Here is a 24913-nt window from a genome sequence, read left to right as displayed (position 1 = left end):
GTAACGGGGCTCGCCGCAGGTATAATGACGTCATTGCGCAGCGACAATGGCCATGGCCGAAAATGGGTTTTTGGCGCTTGCGGATTTTGCGCGTGTTTGGCAATCGGTTGGCGGTTCATCGTCGCAGGACGCGTGTTGCATTGTGATATGGGACGGGGAACCGTAGACTGACGTTACAGGCCGATGCGGCCGACAAGATCAAAAGTGCTACAGCGTCCTTTGCCGTCCAAAGGACGCGCGGCGCTGTAGGCGAGGAAAAGCGGATGGGCGCCGGTGCCTTGATCCAGGATACTGAAGTTCCAAACCCTGACCGGCAGCGGTGGCTGGCCCTTGTGGAAAAAGCCCTGGCCGGCGGATCCTTCGAGGAAAAGCTCGTATCCCATACGGACGATGCCATCCGCATCGAACCGCTCTATGATCGTTCGGTCACCGCTGAGCCGCTCGCGCGGGCAAATCCCAGATCGCCGTGGATCGTCAGCCAGCGTATCGACGATCCGGATGTCGGCCGGGCCAAGGCCCAGGCCCTTGACGACGTCGCACAGGGCGCCACCGGATTGTCACTTGTCTTCGAAGGCGCGCCGAATGCGTTCGGCTACGGCCTGCCGAGAACTGCCGAGGCACTGGAGACCGTGCTGGACGGCGTGCCGCTCAACCGCATCCAAGTGCGCATCGATGCGCATCCATGGAGCCGCGCCGTGGCCGACTGGCTGGTAGCGTTCCTGACCAAGCGCCGATCCGACCCGGCAAAGCTCAACCTTTCCTTCGGCATCGATCCGGCGGCGATCTTTGCCGGAACCGGCCGGTTGCGCATGTCTATCGAGGCCCTGCAGGCGTCGATGCCGCAGTCCCTGGCGCATTTTTTCTCGATGGGCGTGCCCGGGGTTCTGCTGGAGGCAGACGGACGCGTCTTCCACAATGCCGGCGCCACCGAAGCGCAGGAGCTGGGCACCATGATGGCTTCTGCGGTCTCCTATCTTCGGATGTTCGAGGAGGCGCGCCAGCCGCTTGTCTATGCGGCGCCCCATATCGGCTTTGCCCTGAGCATCGACCAGGACCAGTTCGTGTCGATGGCCAAGGTCAGGGCCTTGCGCAGGCTGTGGGCGCGTGTTCAGGAGGCCTGCTCGATCCCCGCCGCCACCGCCAACATCCATGCCGAGACGTCCTTCCGCATGATGACTTCGGCGGATCCGGAGACAAACATCCTGCGCACCGCGATCGCCGGTTTTGCCGCGGCAGCCGGCGGCGCGGATTCGATCTCCATCCTGCCGCATACGATCGCGCATGGTCTGCCAGCGGGCTTTGCCCGCCGTGTCGCCCGCAATACGCAACTGATCATGGCCAACGAAAGCCATATCGATCATGTCGCCGACCCTGCTTGCGGTTCGGGCGCCGTCGAAGCGCTGACTGCGGACCTTTGCGAAGTGGCCTGGGAAGAATTCCAGCGGATCGAGGCGGAAGGCGGCGTGCTGTCCAGCCTGCAGCAAGGACACATCCAGAAACGGGTTCAAGCGGCCTCCGCCCACCGCAATGCCGCCTATCGGGCCGGCGAGCGGGCCATCATCGGCACGACACTTTACCCGTCGAAGACCGAACGTCCGGTCGAAACGCTGGTGGCGGAGCGGCGGCCCGCCGTCACCGAGAGCGTGGCGGTGTGCGAGCCGCTGTTTCCGATCCGCATCGATCAATCGATCGGAGCAGCACCATGATCCCGGATTTCAGCCAGATCGGCTGGTTGCCGCCGCGCCGGGCGCCGGTCGAGGTCAAGGGGCAGCGGATGACGCCGGAAGGCATCGCCGTCAAGCACCTGTACAGTCAGGGCGACCTCAAGGGATTGCCGCATCTCGATACCTATCCGGGCCTGCCGCCGTTCGTGCGCGGCCCCTACCCGACCATGTATGTCCAGCAGCCCTGGACGATCCGGCAATATGCCGGCTTCTCGACGGCGGAAGAGTCGAACGCCTTCTACCGGCGCAACCTTGCGGCCGGCCAGAAGGGGCTGTCGGTCGCTTTCGACCTCGCCACGCATCGCGGCTACGACAGCGACCATCCGCGTGTTGCCGGCGATGTCGGCATGGCCGGCGTCGCCATCGATTCCATCCTCGACATGCGCCAGCTGTTCGACGGCATCCCGCTCGGCGAGATGACGGTGTCGATGACCATGAACGGTGCTGTGCTGCCGATCATGGCGCTCTACATCGTGGCGGCGGAAGAACAGGGCGTTGCGCAGAAGGATCTCGCTGGAACCATTCAGAACGACATCCTGAAAGAGTTCATGGTGCGTAACACCTACATCTATCCGCCCAAGCCTTCGATGCGGATCGTGTCGGACATTTTTTCCTACACCTCTCAGCATATGCCGAAGTTCAATTCGATTTCGATCTCCGGCTATCACATGCAGGAGGCAGGAGCGACCGCAGACCTCGAGCTTGCCTACACGATTGCCGACGGCATCGAATATGCCCGCGCCGGCGTCGCGGCGGGTCTCGATATCGACCGTTTCGCACCGCGCCTTTCGTTCTTCTGGGCGATCGGCATGAACTTCTTCATGGAAGTGGCCAAGCTGAGGGCGGCGCGCCTGTTGTGGACCAGCCTGATGCGGAAGAATTTTTCGCCGAAGGACGAGCGCTCGCTGTCGCTGCGCACCCATTGCCAGACCTCGGGCTGGTCGCTGACGGCGCAGGACCCTTACAACAACATCATCCGCACCATGATCGAGGCGATGGCGGCCACGCAGGGTCATACGCAATCGCTGCACACCAACTCCTTCGACGAGGCGATGGCACTGCCGACCGATCATTCGGCCCGCATCGCCCGCAATACGCAGCTCATCCTGCAGAAGGAATCCGGCACCACGCGCATCATCGACCCGTGGGGCGGCTCAGCCTATCTCGAACGGCTGACGCATGATCTGGCGGCGCGGGCGCTTGCCCATATCGAGGAGGTCGAGAGCCTCGGCGGCATGGCCGCGGCGATCGAAAAAGGCATACCCAAACTGCGCATAGAGGAAGCCGCCGCGCGCACGCAGGCGCGCATCGATTCCGGCGAGCAGATCCTGGTCGGCGTCAACGCTCATCGGCCCGGCACTGACATCGAAGTCGACGTGCTGAAGATCGACAATGCCGAAGTCAGGGCCCGGCAATTGTCGAAGCTGCAACGGCTGAAAGGCACGCGCGATGTCGCCACGGTCGAAAGCGCGCTCGATGCGCTGACCCGCGCTGCGGAGAGCGGCGAGAACCTGCTGGAATTCGCCATCCGCGCCGCGCGTGCCAATGCCACGGTCGGTGAGATTTCGCTGGCGCTGGAAAAGGTCTTCGGCCGCCATGTCGCCTCGGTGCAGACGATCTCCGGCGTCTACCGCAAGGCGCTTGGCGACAATCCGGTGGTCGACCGGCTGCAGGACAAGATCGTGGCGTTCGAGGAGAAGTCCGGCGGCAAGCCGCGCATCCTGGTTGCCAAGATGGGACAGGACGGCCATGACCGCGGCCAGAAGGTCATCGCCACCGCCTTTGCCGATCTCGGCTTCGACGTCACCGTCGGGGCGATGTTCCAGACGCCGGAAGAGATCGCCAGGCTCGCGGTCGAGCAAAATGTGCATATCGTCGGCGCTTCGTCGCTGGCAGCGGGGCACCTGACGCTCATTCCCGAACTCAAGGACGCGCTGAAGAAGCTCGGCCGCAGCGACATGCTGATCGTCGCCGGCGGCGTCATCCCGCCACAGGATTACGACGCCGTGCGGCAGGCGGGTGCGGCGGAAATCTTCCCGCCGGGCACCGTCATCCCGGAAGCCGCGGAACGGCTGATGGACCGGCTGCTGCAGGCCATGTGACTCCGTTATAATATCTGTTGCAACAATTGATAGGTCGATTTATAATTGGTGTTGCAACAGGATATGCCGTCATGAACACGACCATTCGCAAGATCGGTAACTCCGAAGGCGTGATCCTGCCCAAGGAAATTCTCGACCGCCTGAACCTGAAAGCGGGTGACCAGCTTCAAATCGTTGAAACAGGTGACGGCCTTGCGCTAAAGCCGGTGGATGACAGCTTCGAGCGACAGATGAAGGCCGCTCGCGAGATCATGGACAAATACAAGGTCGCGCTTCAGAAGCTCGCCGAATGAGCTGGGAGTTCCTGACGCGGCGTGCAATTGAAGCGATGCACGCCGAGCAGCTGCGTCGACATGGCGGAGCGCAAGGTTTGAGGGATGAAAATGCCCTCGAATCGGCGCTCGCCCGCGCCGAGAACAAGGCCAATTACGGAGATCCGTCAGTTGAAAATCTCGCAGCCGCCTATGTCTTCGGTATTGCCAGAAACCATGCCTTTGTCGACGGCAATAAACGCACGGCAATGGTCGCGGCCGGCGCGTTTCTGATTGTGAACGGCTATGCTTTGACCGCTGACAACGGCACGATCTACGAATTCGTCATGGGCGTCGCAGCCGGCGAGATCGACGAGACCGGCGCGGCGGCATTCTTCCGCGACCATGTCGTCAAGGTCGAGGACTAATTGTCCGAGAGCTTGACGATCTCCCATTCCTTGCCGTTCACCACGGCAATTTCGCCGACCCTCTTGCCGTACAAGGCCAAGGCCATCGGCGACACATGGGAAATTGTGCCCTTGGCCGGATCGGCCTCATCCTCGCCGACGATCTTCCAGTGTACCTTCCTGCCGTTATCGCCTTCCAGCGTGACACCCATGCCAAAGCGAACCAGATCGCTGCCCGGTTCCGGCACGGAAAGCTCTGCGCTTTCACGCCGTGCGGTCCAGTAGCGCAGGTCGCGCGAGATGAGCGCGATGCGCTCGCGGTCGGCCCTTTTCTCCGCCCTGGCCAGGTCATCGCGCAGGGTGGCCAGTTCGGCGTCGATCAGCGCCAGGCCGCGCTCCGTGACCAGATTGCGGTGCGGACTGATCGGCCGCTCGCCGATGCCGGCGATGGCGTTTTCGCTATCCTCTTCGCGCGTGAAGGCTCTGCTCATTGGTCGAACTTATGCCTCGCGCGGCGACTTCACAAGCCATTGCCGGCAAACCGAATTGGGGCCGATGCCGTCTGGCACGATTCCTGCGGCACGACGGCCGAACGCTGGGAATCTGTGCCGATGTTGAACAGACGAAAATTGCTTATGCAAACCGCCGGCTTTGCCGTCATGGGCCTCTCGCTCGGCAAGGCAGCGGCGGCCAGCCTGCCCGGCGTCGAGAATGCCTCGATGCGCGGCTCGATCAACGCTGCCGACCTCGGCGTGCAGCCCGGCGCGCTTGACGACCAGAGCAAGGCCTTCGCCAGGCTGCTGCGCGATGCAAACGACCGCGACATGCCGGTGTTCCTGCCGCCGGGAACCTATGTCGTATCCAACCTGTCGCTGCCCAGCCGTATCAGACTTTCCGGCGTGCCGGGGGCATCGCGGATCGTCTATGGCGGCAACGGCCATCTGCTCATGGCTGAACAGGCCGAGCACATCGAATTCACCGGACTGGTGTTCGACGGCACCAACCGCTGGCTGGGCGACTACGCGCAAGGCCTGCTCGATCTCCGCCGCGTCAACCATCTCGTCATCGACAATTGCCAGATCACCGGCAGCGGCAAGAACGGCCTGGCACTCGAGCACGCTTCGGGCCGCATCGAGCGCTCGGAAATATCAGGCGCGGCTGACGCGGGCATCTATTCGATCGAAGCCGCCGGCCTGGAGATATCAGATAACACGGTGTCCGACTGCGGCAATGGCGGCATCCTCGTGCACCGCTGGCAGGCCGCCGAGGACGGCACCATCGTCAGCGGCAACCGCGTCGAGCGCATCCAGGCGCGCAGCGGTGGAACCGGCCAGAACGGCAACGGCATCAATACGTTCCGCGCCGGCAATGTCATCATCTCGGGCAATATCGTCGCGGACTGCGCGTTTTCGGCAATCCGCGCCAACAGCGCAAGCAATCTGCACGTCACCGGCAACACCTGCTCGCGGTCGGGCGAAACGGCGCTCTATTCCGAATTCTCCTTCGAAGGAGCGATCGTCAGCAACAACATCGTCGATGGCGCCGCCAACGGCATCTCGTTCGTCAATTTCAACGAAGGCGGCCGCATGGGCGTGTGTTCCGGAAACGTCGTCCGCAACCTCTCGACCAGCGGCCCCTACCCTGCCGATGCGCCCGGTTTCGGCGTCGGGATCAGCGTCGAGGCGGATACCACCGTCTCCGGCAATGTCGTCGAGAATGCGCCGCTCTACGGCATGCACATCGGCTGGGGACCATTCATGCGCAACGTGGTCGCCACCGCAAACATCATCCGCAAGGCCGGAACCGGCATCGCCGTCACCGTGGTCGAGGGCGCCGGGACGGCGGTCATCTCCGACAATGTTATCGACGGCGCCCAAAACGGCGCGATCGTCGGCCACCGCTGGGCCGAGCCGGTGACCGGCGACCTCGCCGCAGCAGGCAATGCCGGCTATGCGCATCTGACCATCGAGCGCAATCATGTGAGCTGAATGCCGCTCTCAGCTCAGCGCGGCGGCGGTGAGGCGGAGGGCGCCGACCTTGGCGCCGATCCGGCTTTCGATGGGCGGATTTGCCTGTTCGATCAGTTTCGCCGCCAGCGCCTCGTCGGTGTGCAAAAGCCTGGCAATGCATGCCGCGACCATGACTTCAGCCGCACGGCCGGCGCCATCATCGCATTTAAGCGCAATGCCAAGGCCAAGCTCGGGAAGAGCCGCGCAATAGACGCCCTCGGCCCCCACCTTCACAAAAATCCGGCCTGGCGCGGCTTCCATCAGCGCAACATCGGCCCTGCCCGTGCCGGCGACCAGAAAGGGCTCGGCCATGCAGGCTGAAAGCAGCCGCTTTGCGGCCTTGGCGCGTGCCGGTTCGAAGCCGACACCGGTTGCCATGCGGGCAAAGCCGAGCGCGAAGCTGCGCAGTGGCACGGCATAGGTTGGGATCGAGCAGCCGTCGGTGCCGCAATGATGGACGTCATGGGCAGCACCGGTTACGGCCTGCATCGCATCGCGCACCATCTCCTGCAGGGCATGGCCTGATTTGACATAGCCGCGATGTGCGATGCCGGCGTGGACGCAGGTGCAGAGGAAACCCGCATGCTTGCCCGAACAATTGTTGTGCAGCGCGTTTGGCAAGTTGCCGGCACGGGCAAGCGCAATTGTCGCTTCATGGCTCGACGGCCAATGCGCGCCGCACTCCAGCGCGGTCTGGTCGAGGCCGGCCTTCGCCAGCATTGCCCGCGCCAAGTCGACATGCGCGGGTTCGCCGGAATGCGAAGCGCAGGCCAGCGCCAGTTCCCGGTCGCCGAAGCCAAACGCATCGGCGGCACCGCTTTCGACCAGCGGCAGCGCCTGGATCGCCTTGACGGCCGAGCGCGGGAACACCGGGCGTGCCGTATCGCCGATCTCCAGGAACGGCTTGCCGTCGGCATCGAAGACCGCAATGGCGCCACGATGGGCGCTCTCGACCACCGCGCCGCGCAAAACCTCGACCAGAACCGGATTTGTCATGAATTCCCCGCTAGAGCGCGATGCGTCTGATGGAACTTAGCATCCCGCTCTATCTCTTTGTTTTTAGCCGCATTTCTGCGACGCCAAGTGTTCCACTTGGCTGAAAAATGCTCTAGCGTATGACCTCGAAAATCGGAATCGATTTTCGAAAAAGATCATGCGCAAAATCAAAGTGCTACAGCGTCCTTGCGCGCCCAAGGGCGCGCGGCGCTGTAATGCGGGCCGCTTTTATCTGATCCGGTCGAGAATGGAAACGTAGTTGGCGACCGCGGCACCGCCCATGTTGAAGATGCCGCCGAGCTTTGCGCCCGGCACCTGGATGCCACCGGCCTCGCCGACAAGCTGCATGGCGCTCAGCACATGCATCGACACGCCGGTGGCCCCGATCGGGTGCCCCTTCGACTTCAGCCCGCCGGACGGATTGACCGGCAGCCGGCCGTCCTTCGCCGTCTCGCCGTCCAGCGCCAGTCTGGCACCCTCGCCGGGTTTGGCCAGCCCCATCGCCTCATATTCGATCAGCTCGGCGATGGTGAAGCAGTCATGCGTCTCGACGAAGGACAGATCGTCGAGCGTCACACCGGCATTCTTCAGCGCCTGATTCCAGGCCTGCTCGCAGCCTTCGAACGCCAGGATGTCGCGCTTCGACATCGGCAGGAAATCCTGCACATGTTCATTGGCGCGGAAGGCGACGGCGCGGCGCATCTTCAGCGCCGTCGCCGTGTCGGCAAGGACAAGGGCGGCGGCGCCGTCGGAAACCAGCGAGCAGTCGGTGCGTTTCAGCGGGCCGGCGACGAAGGGGTTCTTCTCGCTCTCGTGCCGGCAGAACTCGTAGCCGAAATCCTTGCGCATCTGCGCGTAGGGATTGTCGACGCCGTTCTTGTGGTTCTTGGCAGCGATCATCGCCAGCGCGTCCGACTGGTCGCCATAGCGCTGGAAATAGGCCTGCGCGATCTTGCCGAAAACGCCGGCGAAGCCTGCCGGCGTATCGCCCTCCTCGGGCAGATACGAGGCCTTGAGAAGGTTCTTGCCGATTTCCGGACCTGGTGTCGTCGTCATCTGCTCGGCGCCGACCACCAGCACGATGCGCGCCGCATTGGCGTCTATGGCCCGGATGCCTTGCCTGACCGCCGCCGAGCCGGTGGCGCAGGCGTTCTCGACGCGCGTCGCCGGCTTGAAGCGCAGCCGGTCGTCGGCCTGCAGGACCAGGCTTGCGGTGAAATCCTGCGCGGAAAAGCCGGCATTGAAGTGGCCAAGCATGATCTCGTCGACCTCGTCCGGACCGATGCCGGCATGATCGAGTGCGTCTGCTGCAACCTTGGTGATCAGGCCCTCCAGCGTCTCGCCTTCGAGCTTGCCGAAGCGCGAATGCGCCCAGCCGACGATGCATGCTGTCATGGCGATCTCCATCTTCCGCGCCGGCCGGTTCGTGGCGTCACGGCGCATTCCATCAATATTGTTCAACTATGAACCGCTTTCCAGATCCTGTGAAGGGCCAGAGACACACAATCGGTTGATCCGGCCGGCCTTTGTCCCCAGTGCCGACCTCGGGTCATGGAAATCGGACTGGATTTTTTGTTGATTGATCCGTCAATAAAAAATAAACTCGCCGCGAGAGACGGGAGCAAGAATGCCGAAAGTCGGAATGGAGCCGTTGCGCCGCAGGGCGCTCATCGACGCGACGATCTCGGCGATCGGCGAGCGCGGCTCGCTTGATGTGACCATGTCGGAGATCGCCGGGCGCGCCGGCGTGTCCTCGGCGCTTGCCCATCACTATTTCGGCGCCAAGGACGAGCTTTTGCTGGCGACGATGCGGCATATCCTGGCCGAGCTGACCGCCGATATGCGGCGCGCGCTGCGATCGGCCAGCACGGCACGCCAGCGCGTTTCGGCCGTGGTCGCCGTCAATTTCTCCGACGCCCAGTTCCAGCCGGAAACGATCGCCGCCTGGCTTGCCTTCTATGTCGAGGCGCAGAAATCGTCGGCGCTGCGCCGGCTGCTCAAGGTCTATGCGCGGCGCCTGCATTCCAATCTGTTGAGCGGATTGACCGGCATCCTGCCGAGAAGCGAAGCCGACCGCGTCGCCGAGGCGACAGCTGCACTGATCGACGGGCTCTATATCAGGCGCGCGCTGAAGGATGGCGTGCCCAATGCCGCGACCGCGATCGCCCTGATCGAGGATTATCTCGAAACGAAACTCAGCCGGCGGAGCGCGCAGTGACGTCCAAGCGACCCAATTTCCTGATCGTCATGGTCGATCAACTCAACGGCACGCTGTTTCCGGATGGGCCGGCGGACTTCCTGCATGCGCCGCATCTGAAGGCGCTGGCCGCGCGTTCGGCGCGCTTCAAAAACAACTACACCGCCTCGCCGCTCTGCGCGCCGGGCCGGGCCTCGTTCATGAGCGGCCAGTTGCCGTCGCGCACCGAGGTCTATGACAATGCCGCCGAGTTCGCGTCGTCGATCCCGACCTATGCGCATCATCTGCGCGCCGCCGGCTACCACACCTGCCTGTCCGGCAAGATGCATTTCGTCGGGCCGGACCAGTTGCATGGCTTCGAAGAACGGCTGACCACCGACATCTATCCGGCCGATTTCGGCTGGACGCCGGATTATCGCAAGCCCGGCGAACGGATCGACTGGTGGTACCACAATCTCGGTTCGGTGAGCGGCGCCGGCGTCGCCGAGATCACCAACCAGATGGAATATGACGACGAGGTCGCCTTCCATGCGGCGCAGAAGCTCTATGATTTCGCCCGCGTCTCCGACGATGCGGCGCGCCGGCCCTGGTGCCTGACGGTTTCCTTCACCCATCCGCACGACCCCTACGTCGCCCGGCGGCGCTATTGGGATCTCTACGAAAACTGCCCGGCGCTCGAGCCTGAAGTGGGCTTCATCACCTATAGCGATCAGGATCCGCATTCGCAGCGGCTCTACCGGGCCAGCGACTACGACAGCTTCGACATCACCTCGGAGCAGATCCGCCGCGCGCGGCGCGGCTATTTCGCCAACATCTCCTATCTCGACGACAAGGTCGGCGAATTGCTGTCGGTGCTCGAGCGCACGCGAATGCTCGACGACACGACCATCCTGTTCTGCTCGGATCACGGCGACATGCTCGGCGAGCGCGGCCTGTGGTTCAAGATGTGCTTCTTCGAGGGCTCGGCGCGGGTGCCGCTGATGATCGCCGGCAAGGACATCCCGGCCGCCCTGGTCGAGGCGCCGGTCTCCAATCTCGACGTGACGCCGACGCTTTGCGACCTCGCCGGCATCGACATGAGCGCCATTGCGCCGTGGACGGACGGCCAGTCGCTGCTGCCGTTGCTCGACGGCGAGGAACGCACCGCACCTGTGCTGATGGAATATGCGGCGGAAGGCTCCAACGCGCCGATGGTAGCGATCCGCGAGGGCCGCTACAAATTCATCCATTGCGAGATCGATCCGCCGCAACTGTTTGATCTTGAATCGGATCCGCTCGAGCTGACCAATCTCGCCGCCGATCCGGCGCATGCCTGCCTGCTGGCTGCATTCACCGGCAAGGTCCGGGCGCGCTGGGACATGGCCGGCTTCGACGCCGCCGTGCGCGCCAGCCAGGCGCGCCGCTGGGTGGTTTATCCGGCGCTGCGCAACGGCACCCACTACCCCTGGGAATTCCAGCCGCTGCAGAAGGCCTCGGAACGCTACATGCGTAACCACATGAATCTCGACCTGCTCGAAGAGCAGAAGCGCTTTCCGCGAGGCGAATGATGGCAGACGGTCGTGTTCCCTTGCTCGCTACCTTCATGGCGTATGTGAACCATGCTTGAGGCGGATTTCGTCATCATCGGCTCCGGCTCGGCCGGCTCGGCCATGGCCTACCGGCTTTCAGAGGATGGCAAGCATTCGGTGATCGTCATCGAATTTGGCGGCAGCGACATCGGTCCGCTGATCCAGATGCCGTCGGCGCTGTCGATCCCGCTCAACATGAGCCTCTACGACTGGGGCTTTGCCAGCGAGCCGGAGCCGCATCTCGGCGGCCGCGTGCTGGCGACGCCGCGCGGCAAGGTCATCGGCGGCTCGTCCTCGATCAACGGCATGGTCTATGTGCGTGGCCACGCACGCGATTTCGACCATTGGGCCGAACAGGGCGCGGCTGGCTGGGGGTTTGCCGACGTGCTCCCCTACTTCAAGCGCATGGAGGACAGCAACGGCGGCGAGAATAGCTGGCGCGGCCACGGCGGCCCGCTGACCGTGCAGCGCGGCTCAAGGACGAACCCACTCTACGGCGCCTTCGTCGAGGCAGGCCGTCAGGCCGGCTTCGAACTGACCGACGACTACAACGGCGCGAAGCAGGAAGGCTTTGGGCCGATGGAGCAGACCATTCGCGGCGGACGCCGCTGGTCGGCGGCGAGCGCCTATCTCAGGCCGGCGCTCAGGCGGAAAAATGTTAGCCTGGTCAAGGGTTTCGCCCGGCGGGTGATCATCGAGAATCAACGCGCCACCGGCGTCGAGATCGAAGCGCGCAAACGGATTCAGGTGGTCAAGGCGCGACGTGAGGTGATCATTGCCGCCTCCTCGATCAATTCGCCCAAGATCCTGATGCTGTCCGGCATCGGCCCGGCCGAACATCTCAGGGAATACGGCATCCCCATCGTGGCCGACCGGCCCGGCGTCGGCCGCAACCTGCAGGACCATTTGGAGCTTTATATCCAGCAGGAATCGACGCTGCCGATCACGCTGAATTCGGTGCTCAACCCCTTCTCCAAGGCAATGATCGGCGCGCAATGGCTGTTCTTCAAGTCGGGTCTCGGCGCGACCAATCATTTCGAGGCGGCTGCCTTCGTGCGCTCGCGCGCCGGTGTCGACTATCCCGACATCCAGTATCATTTCATCCCGGCTGCGGTTCGCTATGACGGCAAGGCGGCGGCGAAGGCGCACGGTTTCCAGGCGCATGTCGGACCGATGCGATCGAAGTCGCGCGGTTCCGTCACGCTGCGCTCGCCCGATCCCAAATCGAAGCCGGTGATCCGCTTCAACTACATGTCGCATCCGGACGACTGGACCGAGTTCCGCCACTGCATCCGGCTGACCCGGGAGATCTTCGGCCAGTCGGCATTCGACCCTTATCGCGGCAGGGAGATTTCGCCGGGCTCGCACGTCCAGTCGGACGACGATCTCGACGCCTTCATCCGCGATCATGCCGAAAGCGCCTATCATCCCTGCGGCACCTGCAAGATGGGCCGCACCGATGACCCGATGAGCGTCGTCGATCCGGAATGCCGTGTCATCGGCGTCGAAGGGCTGCGGGTCGCCGATTCCTCGATCTTCCCGCGAGTCACCAACGGCAATCTCAACGCGCCGTCGATCATGACCGGCGAAAAGGCCGCCGACCACATTCTCGGCCGCACGCCGCTGGCGCCGTCCAACCAGGAACCCTGGATCAATCCGCGCTGGCAGGTGTCGGACAGATAGGCCATGATCGGGCGGCCTGCTCCGCCCTAGCGAAGACATTGGAGAACAGCCATGCGCGCGCAGCCGACCGCATCGCACTATGTCAACGGACGCTACATCGACGACGAGCAGGGTGCGCCGCTGCCGGTCATCTATCCGGCAACCGGCGAGACCATCGCGATGCTGCGTTCGGCGACGCCGAATGTGCTGGAACTCGCGATCGAAGCAGCGCGTGCTGCACAACCGGCCTGGGCGCGGCTGAAGCCGGTCGAGCGCGGACGCATCCTGCGCCGCGCCGCCGACATATTGCGTGCGCGCAACGCCGACCTGGCGCGCATCGAGACGCTGGATACCGGCAAGGCGATCCAGGAAACACTGGTGGCGGATGCCCCCTCGGCCGCGGATTGCCTGGAGTATTTCGGTGGCGCGGTCGCAGCCTACAATGGCGAGGCCGTCGACCTCGGCGGACCCTTTGCCTATACGCGGCGCGAGGCGCTTGGTGTCTGCGTCGGCATCGGCGCCTGGAACTACCCGATCCAGATCGCAGGCTGGAAATCGGCACCGGCACTGGCCATGGGCAACGCCATGGTGTTCAAGCCGTCGGAGAACACGCCACTGTCAGCGCTGGCCTTGGCCGAGATCTATACCGAGGCCGGCCTGCCCGACGGGCTGTTCAACGTGGTGCAGGGCTATGGCGATGTCGGTGCCGGCCTCGTCGGGCACGATGTCGTCGCCAAGGTCTCGGTGACCGGCTCGGTGCCGACCGGCCGCAAGGTGCTGTCGCTCGCCGGCTCGAAGATGAAGCACGCCACCATGGAGCTCGGCGGCAAGTCGCCGCTGATCGTATTCGAGGATGCTGATCTCGAAAACGCCATTGGCGGCGCCATGCTCGGCAACTTTTACTCCACCGGCCAGATCTGCTCCAACGGCACGCGGGTCTTCGTCCAGAAGGGCATCCATGACCGCTTCGTCGAACGGCTCGTCGAGCGGACAAAGAAGATCCGCATCGGCGATCCGCTCGACCAGGAAACGCAGATGGGGCCGCTGGTCAGCAAGGCGCAGCAGGAGAAGGTCATCGGCTATATCGAGGCGGGCAAGCAGGAGGGTGCCGTGCTCGCCTGCGGCGGCAATGTGCCTTCGCTGCAGGGTTTCCAGGGCGGCTTCTTCATCGAGCCGACGGTCTTCACCGGCGTCACCGACACCATGCGCATCGCGCGCGAGGAGATTTTCGGGCCTGTCATGAGCGTGCTGAAATTCGACAGCGAGGACGAGGTGATCGACCGCGCCAACAACACGGAATTCGGCCTTGCCGCGGGCGTCTTCACGCGCGACCTGCCGCGCGCACACCGCGTCATCGCCGAGCTGCAGGCCGGCACGTGCTGGATCAACGCCTACAATCTGACGCCGGTCGAGATCCCGTTCGGCGGCTTCAAGCAGTCGGGCATCGGGCGGGAGAACTCGCTTGCGGCGCTGGCACTCTATTCGCAGTTGAAGTCGGTTTATGTCGAGACGGGTGACGTGGCGAGCCCGTACTGAGACGGCTGGCTGCTAAGCCGTCGGCAGTCAGATCCAGATACTGCGTTAGGGCGCAGACGTTGGTGGATTAGGCGCCATGCATGCCTTTAAGCGGCGTTTATTCGATTGGAAATCCGCTCGGCCGCCAGCTCGATGAAAGCCTTGACCAAGGGCGAGAGGTGCCGGCTGCTCGGGTAGAGAACGTAGAGGCCACCGGCTGGCGTCGCGTAATCCTTGAGGACGTGCTGCAACCGCCGCTCATAGATCAACGTCTCGGCGATCGAATGAGGCAATTGGGCGATGCCGAAGCCTGCAGCAGCAGCGGCGACAACCGCCTGCATCTCATTGGCGGCGAAGCGTCCGGCCACCGTGACCGTTTCCTGCCCGTGCGGCCCGTCCAGCAGCCAGTGAGCACCTGATGTCGAGGAGCCTGCAATGACGCACTGGTGGCCGGTGAGGTCCGCAGGCGCTTCCGGTACCCCGTGGCGCGCGAGATAGTCTGGGCTGGCGCAGAGCAGCCTGTGCGTGGAGCCGAGTTTGCGGGCGATCAGCGTGGAATCCTGAAGGACCCCAGTGCGGAAAGCGAGGTCAATACCGTCCTCGACCAGATTGAGCTTGTCGTCGGTCAGGCGCAGCTCGACCTTGGTTTTCGGAAACATCGCAAGAAAATCGACCACGGCCTGGGTGAGGAAATAGCCGCTGAAGCCGACGGGAGCCGAAATGCGGATCGTGCCCGATGGCTCCGCTCTTGCTTCGGCGAGGCGCAGATTTGCGTCCTCGAGCGTCCGCAGCGCCTGGCTGCTCTGCTCGTAATAGAGGCGCCCGGCGTCCGTCATGTTGAGGCTGCGTGTCGTGCGCTGCAGCAGGCGAACCCCGACCTCGCGCTCGAGCGCGGCAATGCGGCGGCTGACCGTCGTCTTGGGCATGGCGAGCAGTCGCGCGGCGGCGGTGAAACTGCCGGCTTCGACGACGCGAGTGAACACGACGATGTCGTTGAGGTCGATCATTGTATCCAAGATTGGGACAAAGTTTTCCAATTATAGGCAATTATGCACCAATGCGACAGAGCCTAATTCTGCTCCAGCGAAACGAAAAGGAGCAAACAAGATGATCACCAAGCGAAGCATTCTGGTTACCGGTGCCACGGGCCAGCAGGGCGGCGCGGTTGCGCGCGCCTTGCTGTCGAAGGGACATCGCGTCAAGGCACTGACCCGCAAGCCGGACAGCGATAGCGCACGGCAGCTGGCGTCGGCGGGTGTCGAAATCGTGGCTGGCGATCTCGGTGACTCGGCTTCCGTCGTGGAAGCGGCAAGCGACGTCGACACCATGTTCCTGATGGGCAACAGCTACGAGGCTGGCATGGCAGAGGAAACCCGCCAGGGCATTCTTGCCGCCGACGCGGCGAAGGCTGCCGGCGTCGGGCATTTGATCTATTCATCCGTTGCCGACGCCGACAAGAATACCGGCATCCCGCATTTCGAAAGCAAATATCTTGTCGAGCAACATGTCGCCGGGCTCGGCATCCCCTACACGATCAGCGCGCCGGTTGCCTTCATGGAGAATATCGTGGCGCCGTGGTCGATCGGCGCGCTCAGCCGAGGCACGCATGCCTTTGCGATGCCTGCCAAACGTGTCCTCCAGCTGGTCGCCCTGGCCGACATCGGAGCCTTCGTTGCCGCCCTGGTCGAGCGGCGCGAGCGCGTGTTCGGCAAGCGCTTCGACTTCGCCGGGGACGAATTGTCCGGCGAAGACCAAGCCAAGATCCTGTCGCAAGCCATTGGCCGCCCGATCGGCTACCACGAAATCCCGATCGCTGCGGCTCGCCAGCAGAGCGAGGATGCAGCACTCATGTTCGAGTGGTTCGACCGCGTCGGTTACGACGTCGATATCGCCGCCTTGCACCGCGATTTCCAGGAGGTTCGCTGGCACAGTTTTGCCGACTGGGCGAGAGCGTTCGACTGGAGCGTGCTTGTGCAGTCAGCCACCTGAGTTCACTTGGGCGACTGGGTCGATGGAATCCGGAGGCTGAGCACTGCAGATGCTGGGTCCGCCTTTCATATGCCTTTCCTCGCGATGCGACGAAGGGCATATCTAGAACGTCTGATTGTAGGCGCCGACCTCCGGGCTGCGGCGCAGCACCGCATCGACGGCTTCGAACATCTGCCGACGCCGCTCGGACGACACCGGGCTCTCCACCACCACGACAAGCTCCGGCTTGTTCGACGACGCCCGCACCAGGCCCCAGGTGCCGTCCTCGGCAACGACGCGAACGCCATTGACGGTGATCAGCTCGGCGATCTTCTGGCCGGCGAAGATGGCGCCTTCCTGCTTCATTGCCTGGAAGTCGGACACGACCCGCTCGACCACGCCATACTTCAGCTCGTCGGCGCAGTGCGGCGACATGGTCGGCGTGCCGAAGGTCAGCGGCAGAGCGCGATAGAGATCGGCCATGCTGCTTGTCGGGCTGCGATCGAGCATCTGGCAGATGGCGATGGCTGTGATGAGACCATCGTCATAACCGCGCCCGATCGGCGGGTTGAAGAAGAAATGACCGGATTTCTCGAAACCGGCGATGGCGCCGAGCTCGGCCACGCGCCGCTTTATGTATGAGTGGCCGGTCTTCCAGTAGTCGGTGACGGCGCCATCGGCGCGCAACGCGGCGTCGGTGTTGAACAATCCGGTCGACTTGACGTCGACGACGAAGGTCGAGCCCGGATAAAGGTGCGCAATGTCGCGTGCGAGCATGACGCCGACCTTGTCGGCGAAGATCTCGTTGCCCTCATTGTCGACCACGCCGCAGCGGTCGCCGTCGCCGTCGAAGCCGAGTCCGACATCGGCTCCCGTTTCCAGCACCTTGTCGCGGATCGCGTGCAGCATCTTCATGTCTTCGGGGTTGGGATTGTAGTTCGGAAACGTATGATCGAGCTCGACATCGAGCGGGATCACCTCGCAGCCGATCCGTTCCAGCGCCTCAGGCGCAAACGCGCCGGCGGTGCCGTTACCGCAGGCGGCAACCACCCTGAGCTTTCTCGATATGCGCTTGTCCCGGGTCAGGTCGTCCAGGTAGGTTTTGCGGAAATCCGGAATGAAGTCATACGAGCCGCCGCCGACAAGGTCGAAGTCGCCCGCAAGCACGATCGTCTTCAATGCGCTCATTTCCTCCGGACCGAAGGTCAGGGGACGCGCAGCCCCCATCTTGACGCCGCTCCAGCCGTTCTCGTTGTGCGAGGCGGTGACCATCGCGACGGACGGCGCATCGAGCGCGAACTGGGCGAAATAGGCCATCGGCGACAGCGCCAGCCCGATATCCCTGACCCGCGCGCCGGCGGCCATCAGCCCGGAAACCAGCGCCAGCTTGATCGCCAGCGAATAGGAACGGAAATCATGTCCGGTCACGATATCCGGCCCGGCGCCCAGGCGCCGGATCAGCGTGCCGAGCCCCATGCCGAGCGCCTGGACACCAATCAGGTTGAGCTCTGGCGGCTCCGCCGAGGCCGGATGGCCGAACCACCAGCGCGCATCATATTCACGAAAGCCGGACGGCTTGATCAGCGCCGAGGTTTCAAACTCGAAGGTGTTGGGACGGGCTTCGCTAACGATCTTCAGGGGCAAGACAGCAACTCCAAGTGACTGGAACCAAGTGTTTCAAGGCAGGTGGCCGATGCGTATTACACGAGCCTTTAAGCCGTGTTCATCCCTCGGGAAACTGAAACCTGCATGACCTTAAGGCGAAAGCGCAAGAAATGCGACAGAAGCACCGCCATTGGCGCTTGCAGGAACGAAGTGCGGCGGCTATAAGCCCGCGGTCTGGTCACGGAGTGTAGCGCAGCCTGGTAGCGCACATCGTTCGGGACGATGGGGTCGCAGGTTCAAATCCTGCCACTCCGACCAGAAAAAACAAATACTTAGCGGTTCCCGAAACTCGCTACGCACCTGGAACCCTCAAAGGCGCGGCGCAAATTCGAACGGCGCCCGCCGTCCTGCGACATGCCTTCATCCAGTTTGCGCCAGCGCAAAGAAAAGGCGCCTCACGTCCGGTAGTTTCCCCTCATCAGCAACGATTGAGAGATAGGAGACTAAAATGCTCACGCGACGCGAAGCCCTCTTCGGCGCAGCGATTGGCGCTGCCGCCGTGGCGGCGATGCCCGCATTTTCCACAACGGCCGCCCAGGCGAACATCGGCACGCTTGCCCGCGAAAGGATCAAGCTCGTGGCGCCGCCGTTCGTCCATCCGCACGACCAGGTTGCCAAAGGGGCCCCGAAGATCATCGAATTCACCATGACGATCGAAGAGAAGCCTGTTGTCATCGACGCCGACGGCACGACGCTCAATGCGATGACCTATAACGGCTCGGTTCCTGGCCCGCTCATGGTTGTGCACCAGGACGATTACGTCGAACTGACGCTCATCAATCCGGATACCAACACGCTCGCCCACAACATCGATTTCCATGCCGCAACCGGAGCGCTGGGCGGCGGCGAGCTCACGCTGGTCAATCCCGGCGAACAGGTAACCCTGCGCTTCAAGGCAACCCGAACGGGAACGTTCGTTTATCACTGCGCGCCCGGCGGCTCGATGATCCCTTGGCATGTCGTATCCGGCATGAGCGGCGCGATCATGGTCCTGCCGCGAGATGGCCTGAAGGACGACAAGGGTAAGCCGGTCAAATACGACAGTATCTTCTATATCGGCGAGAACGACTTCTACATCCCGCGTGATGAGAAGGGCAACTTCAAGAGCTATGAAACGGCCGGCGACGGTTACGACGACGTGATTAAAGTGATGCGCGGACTGATCCCGACGCATGTGGTGTTCAACGGCAAGGCCGGATCGCTGACCGGCGACAACGCGATGAAGGCGAAGGTTGGCGAAACGGTATTGATCGTCCATTCGCAGGCCAATCGCGATACGCGCCCGCACCTGATCGGCGGACACGGCGACTACGTCTGGGAAGAGGGCAAATTCGCCAACCCGCCGGCCAAGGATCTGGAAACCTGGTTCATTCGCGGCGGATCGGCGGGCGCGGCGCTCTACACTTTCCTGCAGCCGGGCGTCTACGCCTACGTCAACCACAATTTAATCGAGGCCGTGGAACTTGGAGCGACCGCTCATTTCATGGTCGAGGGCGAGTGGAATGACGACCTGATGACGCAGGTCGAGGCGCCGAAGCCCGTCGCCACGAACTGACGATGCCCTAATTTGCCCGGACAGCGACGCTGTCCGGGCATGGACAAATGCCATGCCACTCCACATCCCAAGGTTTGCATCGGTCGCCATGGCGGCCGCAGTGATTCCGGTGGGCTTGTCGATGCAAGCCGTCGGCGATCGGGGTGGAGATCGACAGCCCTACTCTGCGGCCCCTCCCGCGGCCATGACCGTTTCCCTGCTTCCCGGTTCGATCGTCTATCCCATGCCGGGCGAGTTTCTGAAGGACGGGCGTCCGCAACGCAATCCCCGCCTCAGCCGACAGTTCAACAAGCCTCTCGAGATCATGACCTATCAGGTCAGCGCGGCAGACTACGCGGACTGCGTGGCGGCTGGCGGATGCCAACCGCCACAGGAGGCACGCGCGATCCCGGACGATGCTCCGGTGACCGGAGTGAGCTATCTCGATGCCAATGCCTACGCGCGGTGGTATTCGGAGGCGACCGGCGATCACTGGCGGCTGCCATCCGACGAGGAGTGGGCGTTTGCCGCGGCGGAGCGCTTCACGGGCGAATTCGAGGGGGTAGAAGACGACGCCGACAATCCCGCCAGGCGTTGGCTTACCAGCTACAAGGCCGAGGTCGCACTCAACCGCAGGCCGGACCCATTGCCGAGGAGCCGAGGCTCCTTCGGCGTTAACTCCCGTGGCCTCGCCGATCTTTCCGGCAACGTCTGGGAGTGGACATCGACATGCTATGTCCGCGCGACGTTGGCGGCAGACGGAATTGGTGTTGCGAGTTCGATCGACAATTGCGGCGTCCATGTCGTCGAGGGATTTCACCGGACCTACATGTCGAACTTCGTCAGCGACGGCAAAAGCGGGGGCTGCGCCGTTGGGACACCTCCCGACAATCTGGGGTTCAGGCTGGTGCGGGACCGACCAGGGTGGGCGAAAAGGATTCTCAGCCGCCTAGGGCTTATCTGACAGATAGGAAAGCGGCGGCCGCGCCTTTTCCATCGTGGCCGCCCGTGCCTGCTTCCCGCCTGCTTCACCGCGCCCTTGGTGTCATCAACGCGGTTCCATAGACCAGGATGAAGCCGGCAAATGCCGCCACCCATGCGGCGCCGGCCAGATGGATCACCCCGTCATAGGGAACGAAGGCGCCCAAGGTTCTCAGCGATCCTGCGAGAAGGATGGCTGCGAAGACAAACGACGCTCCTCTTCCAGCCTTGAGCGCTCGCCCAGTGTGTCCGAGCGTTGCGCGGGCCATCACGGCGAGCGTCATCGAGCCGATCGCGCCGGCGCCAAGAGCGTGGAATCCCGCCGCAGCAGGCACCGCGCCTGGAAAGAATATCGACGCCGAGACCAAGGCAAGACCGACCGGCACAAAGGCGTATGCGGCATGGAGCACGAGCACGAGCGGATCCCGTGTGGTGCGCTCTCCGGCCCAGCGCGACAAACGCCATGCCTGGCAGATTGCGGCGATCGCCATGAGCAGTCCGGAGATATTGCTGTCCGGGATGACCGTCCATGCTCCCAGCGCAGCGACGGTGACGGCTATCGACGCCATGTCGAAACGATCGAAGGGCGCCGGAAGCCTGCCCGGGTTTTCGCGGACGAGCCAGTTGCGCGTGAAGCTCGGAATGATGCGCCCGCCGATGAGCGAGATGAGGACGATCGCCGCGGCAATGCCGAGCCTGCGGCTGATGTCCGATATGCCCTGAAGATGCGCCTCCATATGGAACGCACCGTTGGCGCAGGCCAGAACGGCCAGCGGCAGCAACACTTTGAGATTGCGCCAGTTCCTTCCCGCGACGATTTCGCGGGCCGCCGCAGCCGTGACCGCAAGCAGAAAAGCCACGTCGATCACAGCGGCTGCTGCCCAGCCGATATCCGCCGAGAAGAAGACAGCAGCGCGCCCGGCAATCCAGAGGATAGTCAGTGCCAGCAATGGCGGACCTTGCACGGGCAGCCGGCCGGTCCAGTTCGGGATCGCGGTCAGCAGGAACCCGGTAACGATCGCCGGCAGGTAGCCGAACAGCATCTCGTGCACATGCCAGTCGACCGGAACAAGCGCACTGTGAGCATCGAGCTCACCAGCATACATCGGCAGCCAAAGCATGACGGAGAGCCCGGCCTGAAGGGCCCCGAGGAAAAAGAAAGGCCTGAACCCGTAAGAAAGAAACGCAGGCCCGGAGTAGGCCCGCAGACGTGGAATTCCCATGATTGTGACTCCAGATAAAAAAGGGCCGGATGAACCGCCGCCCTCGGTCCGTCCGACCCGAACCTACCCTCACGTCGGGCAGGCATGGCTGTATATCGGTGACTGATCAGTTGGCCGGAAGCTGGCTGAGCAGATCCGCGAACACCTTCTTTGCTTTCCCGGTGTGCTTGACCGCCGTGGCTGCATCGAGGTTGACCGGCTTGCCGACAGCGATCAGCGCGACCATGCCCATGCCGTAGTGAGGCGCGCATTTGACGCCGTAGACACCCTCCTGGGTCAGCGTGACGGTGATTTCCTCGTTCGTTTTGCCCTTGAACGGCTCTGCGCCATCCGGAATCATGCCCTTGATCGACTGGGCGTCGTGGGTCTTGTCGGTCGGTACGAACTTGACGGTGTCGCCGGGCGCAGCCTGGACGAAGGCCGGCTGGAAGACCATTGCGCCTTTTTCGCCCTTGTTGAGCATCTGCACCACGTGCTCCTCCGCGCTTGCGCCGCCGGAGAGCGCGAGAATGGAGATTGCGGCAGCCAGGATAGAAAGTTTCATCGATTTGTCCTTTGTTGCGTCTTCGCGGCATTTGGCCGTTCCATGCCATTTAGCCTGATCTGCCCCGGGAGAATTTGCGCTTGCGCAAACTCGGGTAAGAAGGCCTCAGCACGACGCAGGCGCGGTGCTGGAGATGTCGACGGAGGTGGAGCAGCGGGTCGCTCACGCGCTGTTGCGGTTGGCAAACCAGACTGGCCGGAAGACCGACAGCGGCGTCGAAATCGACTTCCCGATTTCGCGGCAGGACATTGCCGAAATGACGGGAACGACCCTGCACACCGTCAGCCGCTTGCTCAGCAAATGGGAAGAGAATGGGGGTAATTGTCAGCGGACGCCAGAAGTCACAGTCAAGGATGCGCATCGGCTTGTGGTCCCCGAACCAAGGGCTGACCGTCACCTCCCCGCTCGAACAGCCGATTCCAGATCCAACAGGAAATCCGTCTCGTTGATCTGATGTTCGCGGCACGCCTCAGCCACCGTATGGAAGGTACCGATTGGGCAACCGACGCAATGCATCCTGTATCTCAGCACCACGGCCACCGTTGCCGGCCATTTCCTCATGATCTCGTCAACGACCATGTCGGGATCGATCGAACCGCGCTCCTTCACGATCGAGCCTCCTCGATTGCAAGCGTCATCATGGCTCCCCGACGTCGCCTTCGTTGCGAACCCGAAGCATGCGGCTGATTGCGGACTAGACAAACGCCATGACCGCTATCGCCCCGACGACAATCAGAACGAGCCCGCCGATCAGCATCGGGAGCAGCGTATTGTCCAGGTCGATGCCCGACTCGAAATGGTTGGTTATCGGCATATCGTCCTTCTTCGGCTCAGTCATGGCTCGTCTCCATTCGAGGAAAGCGGATTGGTAGCGGGTGAAGCGCGTGGCGCTGAGGTTGCAGGTCGAGCCCCCTTAGCCGCCGTTTAGCGCCATGCCGGCACTGCGGGACGCGGGCGGCCCGCCGAGAAAGTCGTGGGGCATCAGGGTGATGTCGGCCAGCGTGTAACCGTCGAGGACGTTCTGGAAGGCGGTCATCGCTTCGCCAAACATGCCTGAAAGCTTGCAGGAGCCGGTGACCACGCATTGGTTTCCAGTGGCGAAGCACTCCACAAGCGCGAAATCCGGCTCGGTTAGGCGCACGATATCGCCTATGCGGATCATCTCGGGCCGACGCCCGAGGGCAAGCCCGCCCGAACGGCCGCGGACCGCTTTCAGGTAGCCGCTGCGCGTCAGGGTATTGGCGACCTTGTTGAGGTGCGTCTTGGACACGTTGAACGTGCGTGCGACCTCCTCGATCGTGATCAGGCGATTGTCGGCAGAGGCCGCATACATCAGCATCCTCAAGGCGTAGTCCGAGAAGTTGGTCAGCCGCACAAATGGTTCCTCCGATGAATCACGACGCCTTTACAGAGGCCACTCCATTTCGGCATCACAGGTCTTTCTCGACGATTGGTTCTATGCCCATCGTGGTCTCGCCACGGTTGAAGGCGACCGCGAGGCGGAAACTGTGCGCGATGCGCAGGGCGCGATCCATGAACAGCGCCGCAACCTCGGGTGGGCAGATACGGCGCACCGTTGCGCGAAACAGCTTCAGCCAACGCCGGAAATGCGCCTCGCCAAGGCCGGAAATCGCCAGGTGTGGCGGTAACGGCCGGCCGTCATATCGGGACGTCCGGAGCAGTGTCGCGGACCAGAAGTCGCACATCTTCGCGAGATGGCGCGGCCAGTCGTTGGGCTCGATCCTGTCGTGGAAGATTGGGCCGAGAAGTTCGTCGCGGCGAATCTCGTCATAGAAGCCGTGAACCACGCAGCGGATCATGGTCTCATCAAGCACGTCCGGCAACGGACCCCCGTCGACAATGATCGTTCTCCTGCTGAGACCATTCACGGTCATGTGCGTGCTCCTGATGTGCCTGCAGTCAAGTCCTGCGACCGCGATCGGTGAACTTGCTTTCGAGGAATGTCCTGTTCGCGGTTCAGCCGGCATCCCATGTAAAAGATATATTGTCAATATATGTTTATTTTGGTCGTCGGGTGCTGCCTGCCAAAGCTGCATGGCCGCCGGCGTTCACCGGCCAGGTTTGATTTTGCGCAAGGAAGGCACTGTTGCGATTGCTACTTTTTGTGCATGGTTCTCAACCTGCTCATCGGCACCGTGGTCATAAGTCTGACGGTCCTGGTCCACACCTTTGGCCTGATCGCCGTCACGCATGTGATGGGGCTTCTTGTTGCGCGGTTTCGCATGCATGGACGGCGCAGCCGCACAGTCGCGATGATCAGCGTGGTGATGGGCCTCTTCGCCGTCATGACAACGGAGGTATGGCTCTGGGCCGGGCTTTACCTGGCGCTCGATATCTTTGCCGACTTCGAAACCGCCCTGTACTTCTCGACCATTACCTTCTCGACCGTCGGCTATGGCGACATCGTACCCGCACACGGATGGCGCGTGCTGGCGGCCCTCGAGGGCGTGAACGGCTTCCTGCTCATAGGCTGGTCGACCGCCTATCTGGTAGCGGCGGGAACCCGGATCGGCCCGTTCAAGGCCGGGGAGCATTTCTGAATCGGA

24 protein-coding genes, 1 tRNA gene and 1 pseudogene are annotated in these 24913 nt (G+C 63.0%); 15 read left to right on the top strand and 11 right to left on the bottom strand.

Annotated features, from left to right (window positions below; genetic code table 11):
• Window positions 1-263 precede the first annotated feature (263 nt).
• The 4 genes from E5X88_RS22325 (at window position 264) to E5X88_RS22310 (ending at window position 4505) form a co-directional block, all read left to right on the top strand.
• Complete coding sequence (locus E5X88_RS22325; protein WP_292165179.1) at window positions 264-1706, top strand: methylmalonyl-CoA mutase subunit beta; 1443 nt, start codon at window positions 264-266, stop codon at window positions 1704-1706.
• The gene (scpA, locus tag E5X88_RS22320) at window positions 1703-3826 is read left to right on the top strand and encodes a methylmalonyl-CoA mutase (RefSeq protein ID WP_292165177.1); all 2124 of its coding nucleotides are present in this window, start codon (window positions 1703-1705) and stop codon (window positions 3824-3826) included. The genes E5X88_RS22325 and scpA overlap by 4 nt, the downstream gene beginning before the upstream one ends.
• A 71-nt stretch (window positions 3827-3897) precedes the next feature.
• Complete coding sequence (locus tag E5X88_RS22315) at window positions 3898-4119, top strand: AbrB/MazE/SpoVT family DNA-binding domain-containing protein (RefSeq protein WP_292165175.1); 222 nt, start codon at window positions 3898-3900, stop codon at window positions 4117-4119.
• On the top strand, window positions 4116-4505 hold the full coding sequence (locus tag E5X88_RS22310; RefSeq protein ID WP_292165173.1) for a type II toxin-antitoxin system death-on-curing family toxin: 390 nt from the start codon (window positions 4116-4118) through the stop codon (window positions 4503-4505). The genes E5X88_RS22315 and E5X88_RS22310 overlap by 4 nt, the downstream gene beginning before the upstream one ends.
• Here E5X88_RS22310 and greA read toward each other — a convergent pair.
• Entirely contained in the window at window positions 4502-4975 is a 474-nt protein-coding gene (gene greA / locus E5X88_RS22305) for a transcription elongation factor GreA (protein WP_292165171.1), read from the bottom strand. The genes E5X88_RS22310 and greA overlap by 4 nt on opposite strands.
• 120 nt (window positions 4976-5095) lie before the next feature.
• Between greA and E5X88_RS22300 the strand changes: the two genes are divergently transcribed.
• Window positions 5096-6472, top strand: a complete 1377-nt coding sequence (locus tag E5X88_RS22300) for a TIGR03808 family TAT-translocated repetitive protein (RefSeq protein WP_292165169.1) — start codon at window positions 5096-5098, stop codon at window positions 6470-6472.
• A gap of 9 nt (window positions 6473-6481) precedes the next feature.
• Here the strand turns inward: E5X88_RS22300 and E5X88_RS22295 are convergent, their stop codons facing one another.
• The gene (locus E5X88_RS22295) at window positions 6482-7489 is read right to left on the bottom strand and encodes an asparaginase (RefSeq protein WP_292165167.1); all 1008 of its coding nucleotides are present in this window, start codon (window positions 7487-7489) and stop codon (window positions 6482-6484) included.
• Between the two features lie 228 nt (window positions 7490-7717).
• Complete coding sequence (locus E5X88_RS22290) at window positions 7718-8884, bottom strand: acetyl-CoA acetyltransferase (RefSeq protein WP_292165166.1); 1167 nt, start codon at window positions 8882-8884, stop codon at window positions 7718-7720.
• 232 nt (window positions 8885-9116) lie between these two features.
• On the opposite strand from E5X88_RS22290, the gene betI reads away from it, so the two are divergent.
• Genes betI through betB form a run of 4 tightly spaced genes read left to right on the top strand, consistent with a single transcriptional unit; the run spans window position 9117 to window position 14452 of the window.
• Complete coding sequence (gene betI / locus E5X88_RS22285) at window positions 9117-9707, top strand: transcriptional regulator BetI (RefSeq protein ID WP_292165165.1); 591 nt, start codon at window positions 9117-9119, stop codon at window positions 9705-9707.
• A complete protein-coding gene (gene betC, locus E5X88_RS22280; RefSeq protein ID WP_292165164.1) occupies window positions 9704-11233 on the top strand; it encodes a choline-sulfatase in 1530 nt (509 codons plus the stop codon). Before betI ends, betC begins: the two co-directional genes overlap by 4 nt.
• Window positions 11234-11284: 51 nt before the next feature.
• A complete protein-coding gene (betA, locus tag E5X88_RS22275) occupies window positions 11285-12937 on the top strand; it encodes a choline dehydrogenase (RefSeq protein ID WP_292165162.1) in 1653 nt (550 codons plus the stop codon).
• A gap of 51 nt (window positions 12938-12988) precedes the next feature.
• Entirely contained in the window at window positions 12989-14452 is a 1464-nt protein-coding gene (gene betB / locus E5X88_RS22270; protein ID WP_292165160.1) for a betaine-aldehyde dehydrogenase, read from the top strand.
• Between the two features lie 86 nt (window positions 14453-14538).
• Here betB and E5X88_RS22265 read toward each other — a convergent pair whose 3' ends face one another.
• Window positions 14539-15438 carry a LysR family transcriptional regulator gene (locus E5X88_RS22265; protein ID WP_292165159.1) on the bottom strand — a complete coding sequence of 300 codons (900 nt, stop codon included), beginning with the start codon at window positions 15436-15438 and terminating at the stop codon, window positions 14539-14541.
• 100 nt (window positions 15439-15538) lie between these two features.
• Between E5X88_RS22265 and E5X88_RS22260 the strand changes: the two genes are divergently transcribed.
• The gene (locus E5X88_RS22260; RefSeq protein ID WP_292165157.1) at window positions 15539-16420 is read left to right on the top strand and encodes an NmrA/HSCARG family protein; all 882 of its coding nucleotides are present in this window, start codon (window positions 15539-15541) and stop codon (window positions 16418-16420) included.
• A 102-nt stretch (window positions 16421-16522) separates the two neighbouring features.
• Here E5X88_RS22260 and E5X88_RS22255 read toward each other — a convergent pair whose 3' ends face one another.
• Window positions 16523-18043: a phosphomannomutase/phosphoglucomutase gene (locus E5X88_RS22255; protein WP_292165155.1), complete on the bottom strand. Its 1521-nt coding sequence runs from the start codon at window positions 18041-18043 to the stop codon at window positions 16523-16525.
• 202 nt (window positions 18044-18245) lie between these two features.
• Here E5X88_RS22255 and E5X88_RS22250 point away from each other — a divergent pair.
• From E5X88_RS22250 to E5X88_RS22240, 3 genes are all read left to right on the top strand, one after another.
• A tRNA-Pro gene (locus E5X88_RS22250) sits at window positions 18246-18322 on the top strand.
• 190 nt (window positions 18323-18512) lie between these two features.
• Complete coding sequence (gene nirK, locus E5X88_RS22245) at window positions 18513-19619, top strand: copper-containing nitrite reductase (protein WP_292165153.1); 1107 nt, start codon at window positions 18513-18515, stop codon at window positions 19617-19619.
• 184 nt (window positions 19620-19803) lie between these two features.
• Window positions 19804-20562: an SUMF1/EgtB/PvdO family nonheme iron enzyme gene (locus E5X88_RS22240; RefSeq protein ID WP_366664795.1), complete on the top strand. Its 759-nt coding sequence runs from the start codon at window positions 19804-19806 to the stop codon at window positions 20560-20562.
• 64 nt (window positions 20563-20626) lie between these two features.
• Here E5X88_RS22240 and E5X88_RS22235 read toward each other — a convergent pair whose 3' ends face one another.
• Entirely contained in the window at window positions 20627-21802 is a 1176-nt protein-coding gene (locus E5X88_RS22235) for an NnrS family protein (RefSeq protein ID WP_292165149.1), read from the bottom strand.
• Window positions 21803-21908: 106 nt separating this feature from the next.
• On the bottom strand, window positions 21909-22346 hold the full coding sequence (locus E5X88_RS22230; protein WP_292165147.1) for a pseudoazurin: 438 nt from the start codon (window positions 22344-22346) through the stop codon (window positions 21909-21911).
• 124 nt (window positions 22347-22470) lie between these two features.
• Here E5X88_RS22230 and E5X88_RS22225 point away from each other — a divergent pair.
• Window positions 22471-22800, top strand: a pseudogene (locus E5X88_RS22225) (Crp/Fnr family transcriptional regulator); the annotation flags it as partial.
• On the opposite strand, the gene E5X88_RS22220 reads toward E5X88_RS22225, so the two are convergent.
• From E5X88_RS22220 to E5X88_RS22205, 4 genes are all read right to left on the bottom strand, one after another.
• On the bottom strand, window positions 22740-22955 hold the full coding sequence (locus tag E5X88_RS22220; protein ID WP_292165145.1) for a DUF1858 domain-containing protein: 216 nt from the start codon (window positions 22953-22955) through the stop codon (window positions 22740-22742). The pseudogene E5X88_RS22225 and the gene E5X88_RS22220 sit on opposite strands and share 61 nt — an antisense overlap.
• An 85-nt stretch (window positions 22956-23040) precedes the next feature.
• Window positions 23041-23184, bottom strand: a complete 144-nt coding sequence (locus tag E5X88_RS22215) for a hypothetical protein (protein ID WP_292165143.1) — start codon at window positions 23182-23184, stop codon at window positions 23041-23043.
• A 75-nt stretch (window positions 23185-23259) separates the two neighbouring features.
• Window positions 23260-23721: an Rrf2 family transcriptional regulator gene (locus E5X88_RS22210; protein ID WP_292165141.1), complete on the bottom strand. Its 462-nt coding sequence runs from the start codon at window positions 23719-23721 to the stop codon at window positions 23260-23262.
• Between the two features lie 55 nt (window positions 23722-23776).
• Window positions 23777-24241 (bottom strand): group III truncated hemoglobin, encoded by a 465-nt coding sequence (locus E5X88_RS22205; protein WP_292165139.1) that lies wholly within the window; start codon window positions 24239-24241, stop codon window positions 23777-23779.
• 234 nt (window positions 24242-24475) lie between these two features.
• Here E5X88_RS22205 and E5X88_RS22200 point away from each other — a divergent pair, with 234 nt between their 5' ends.
• Window positions 24476-24907 (top strand): ion channel, encoded by a 432-nt coding sequence (locus E5X88_RS22200; protein ID WP_292165137.1) that lies wholly within the window; start codon window positions 24476-24478, stop codon window positions 24905-24907.
• The last annotated feature ends 6 nt before the right edge of the window (window positions 24908-24913 follow it).

The sequence above is a fragment of the Mesorhizobium sp. genome (assembly GCF_004962245.1).
In the GTDB taxonomy this organism is placed as follows: Bacteria; Pseudomonadota; Alphaproteobacteria; order Rhizobiales; family Rhizobiaceae; genus Mesorhizobium.
The sequence above is the reverse complement of the archived record's forward strand: the minus strand, read 5'-3'. Positions and strand labels throughout refer to the sequence as shown.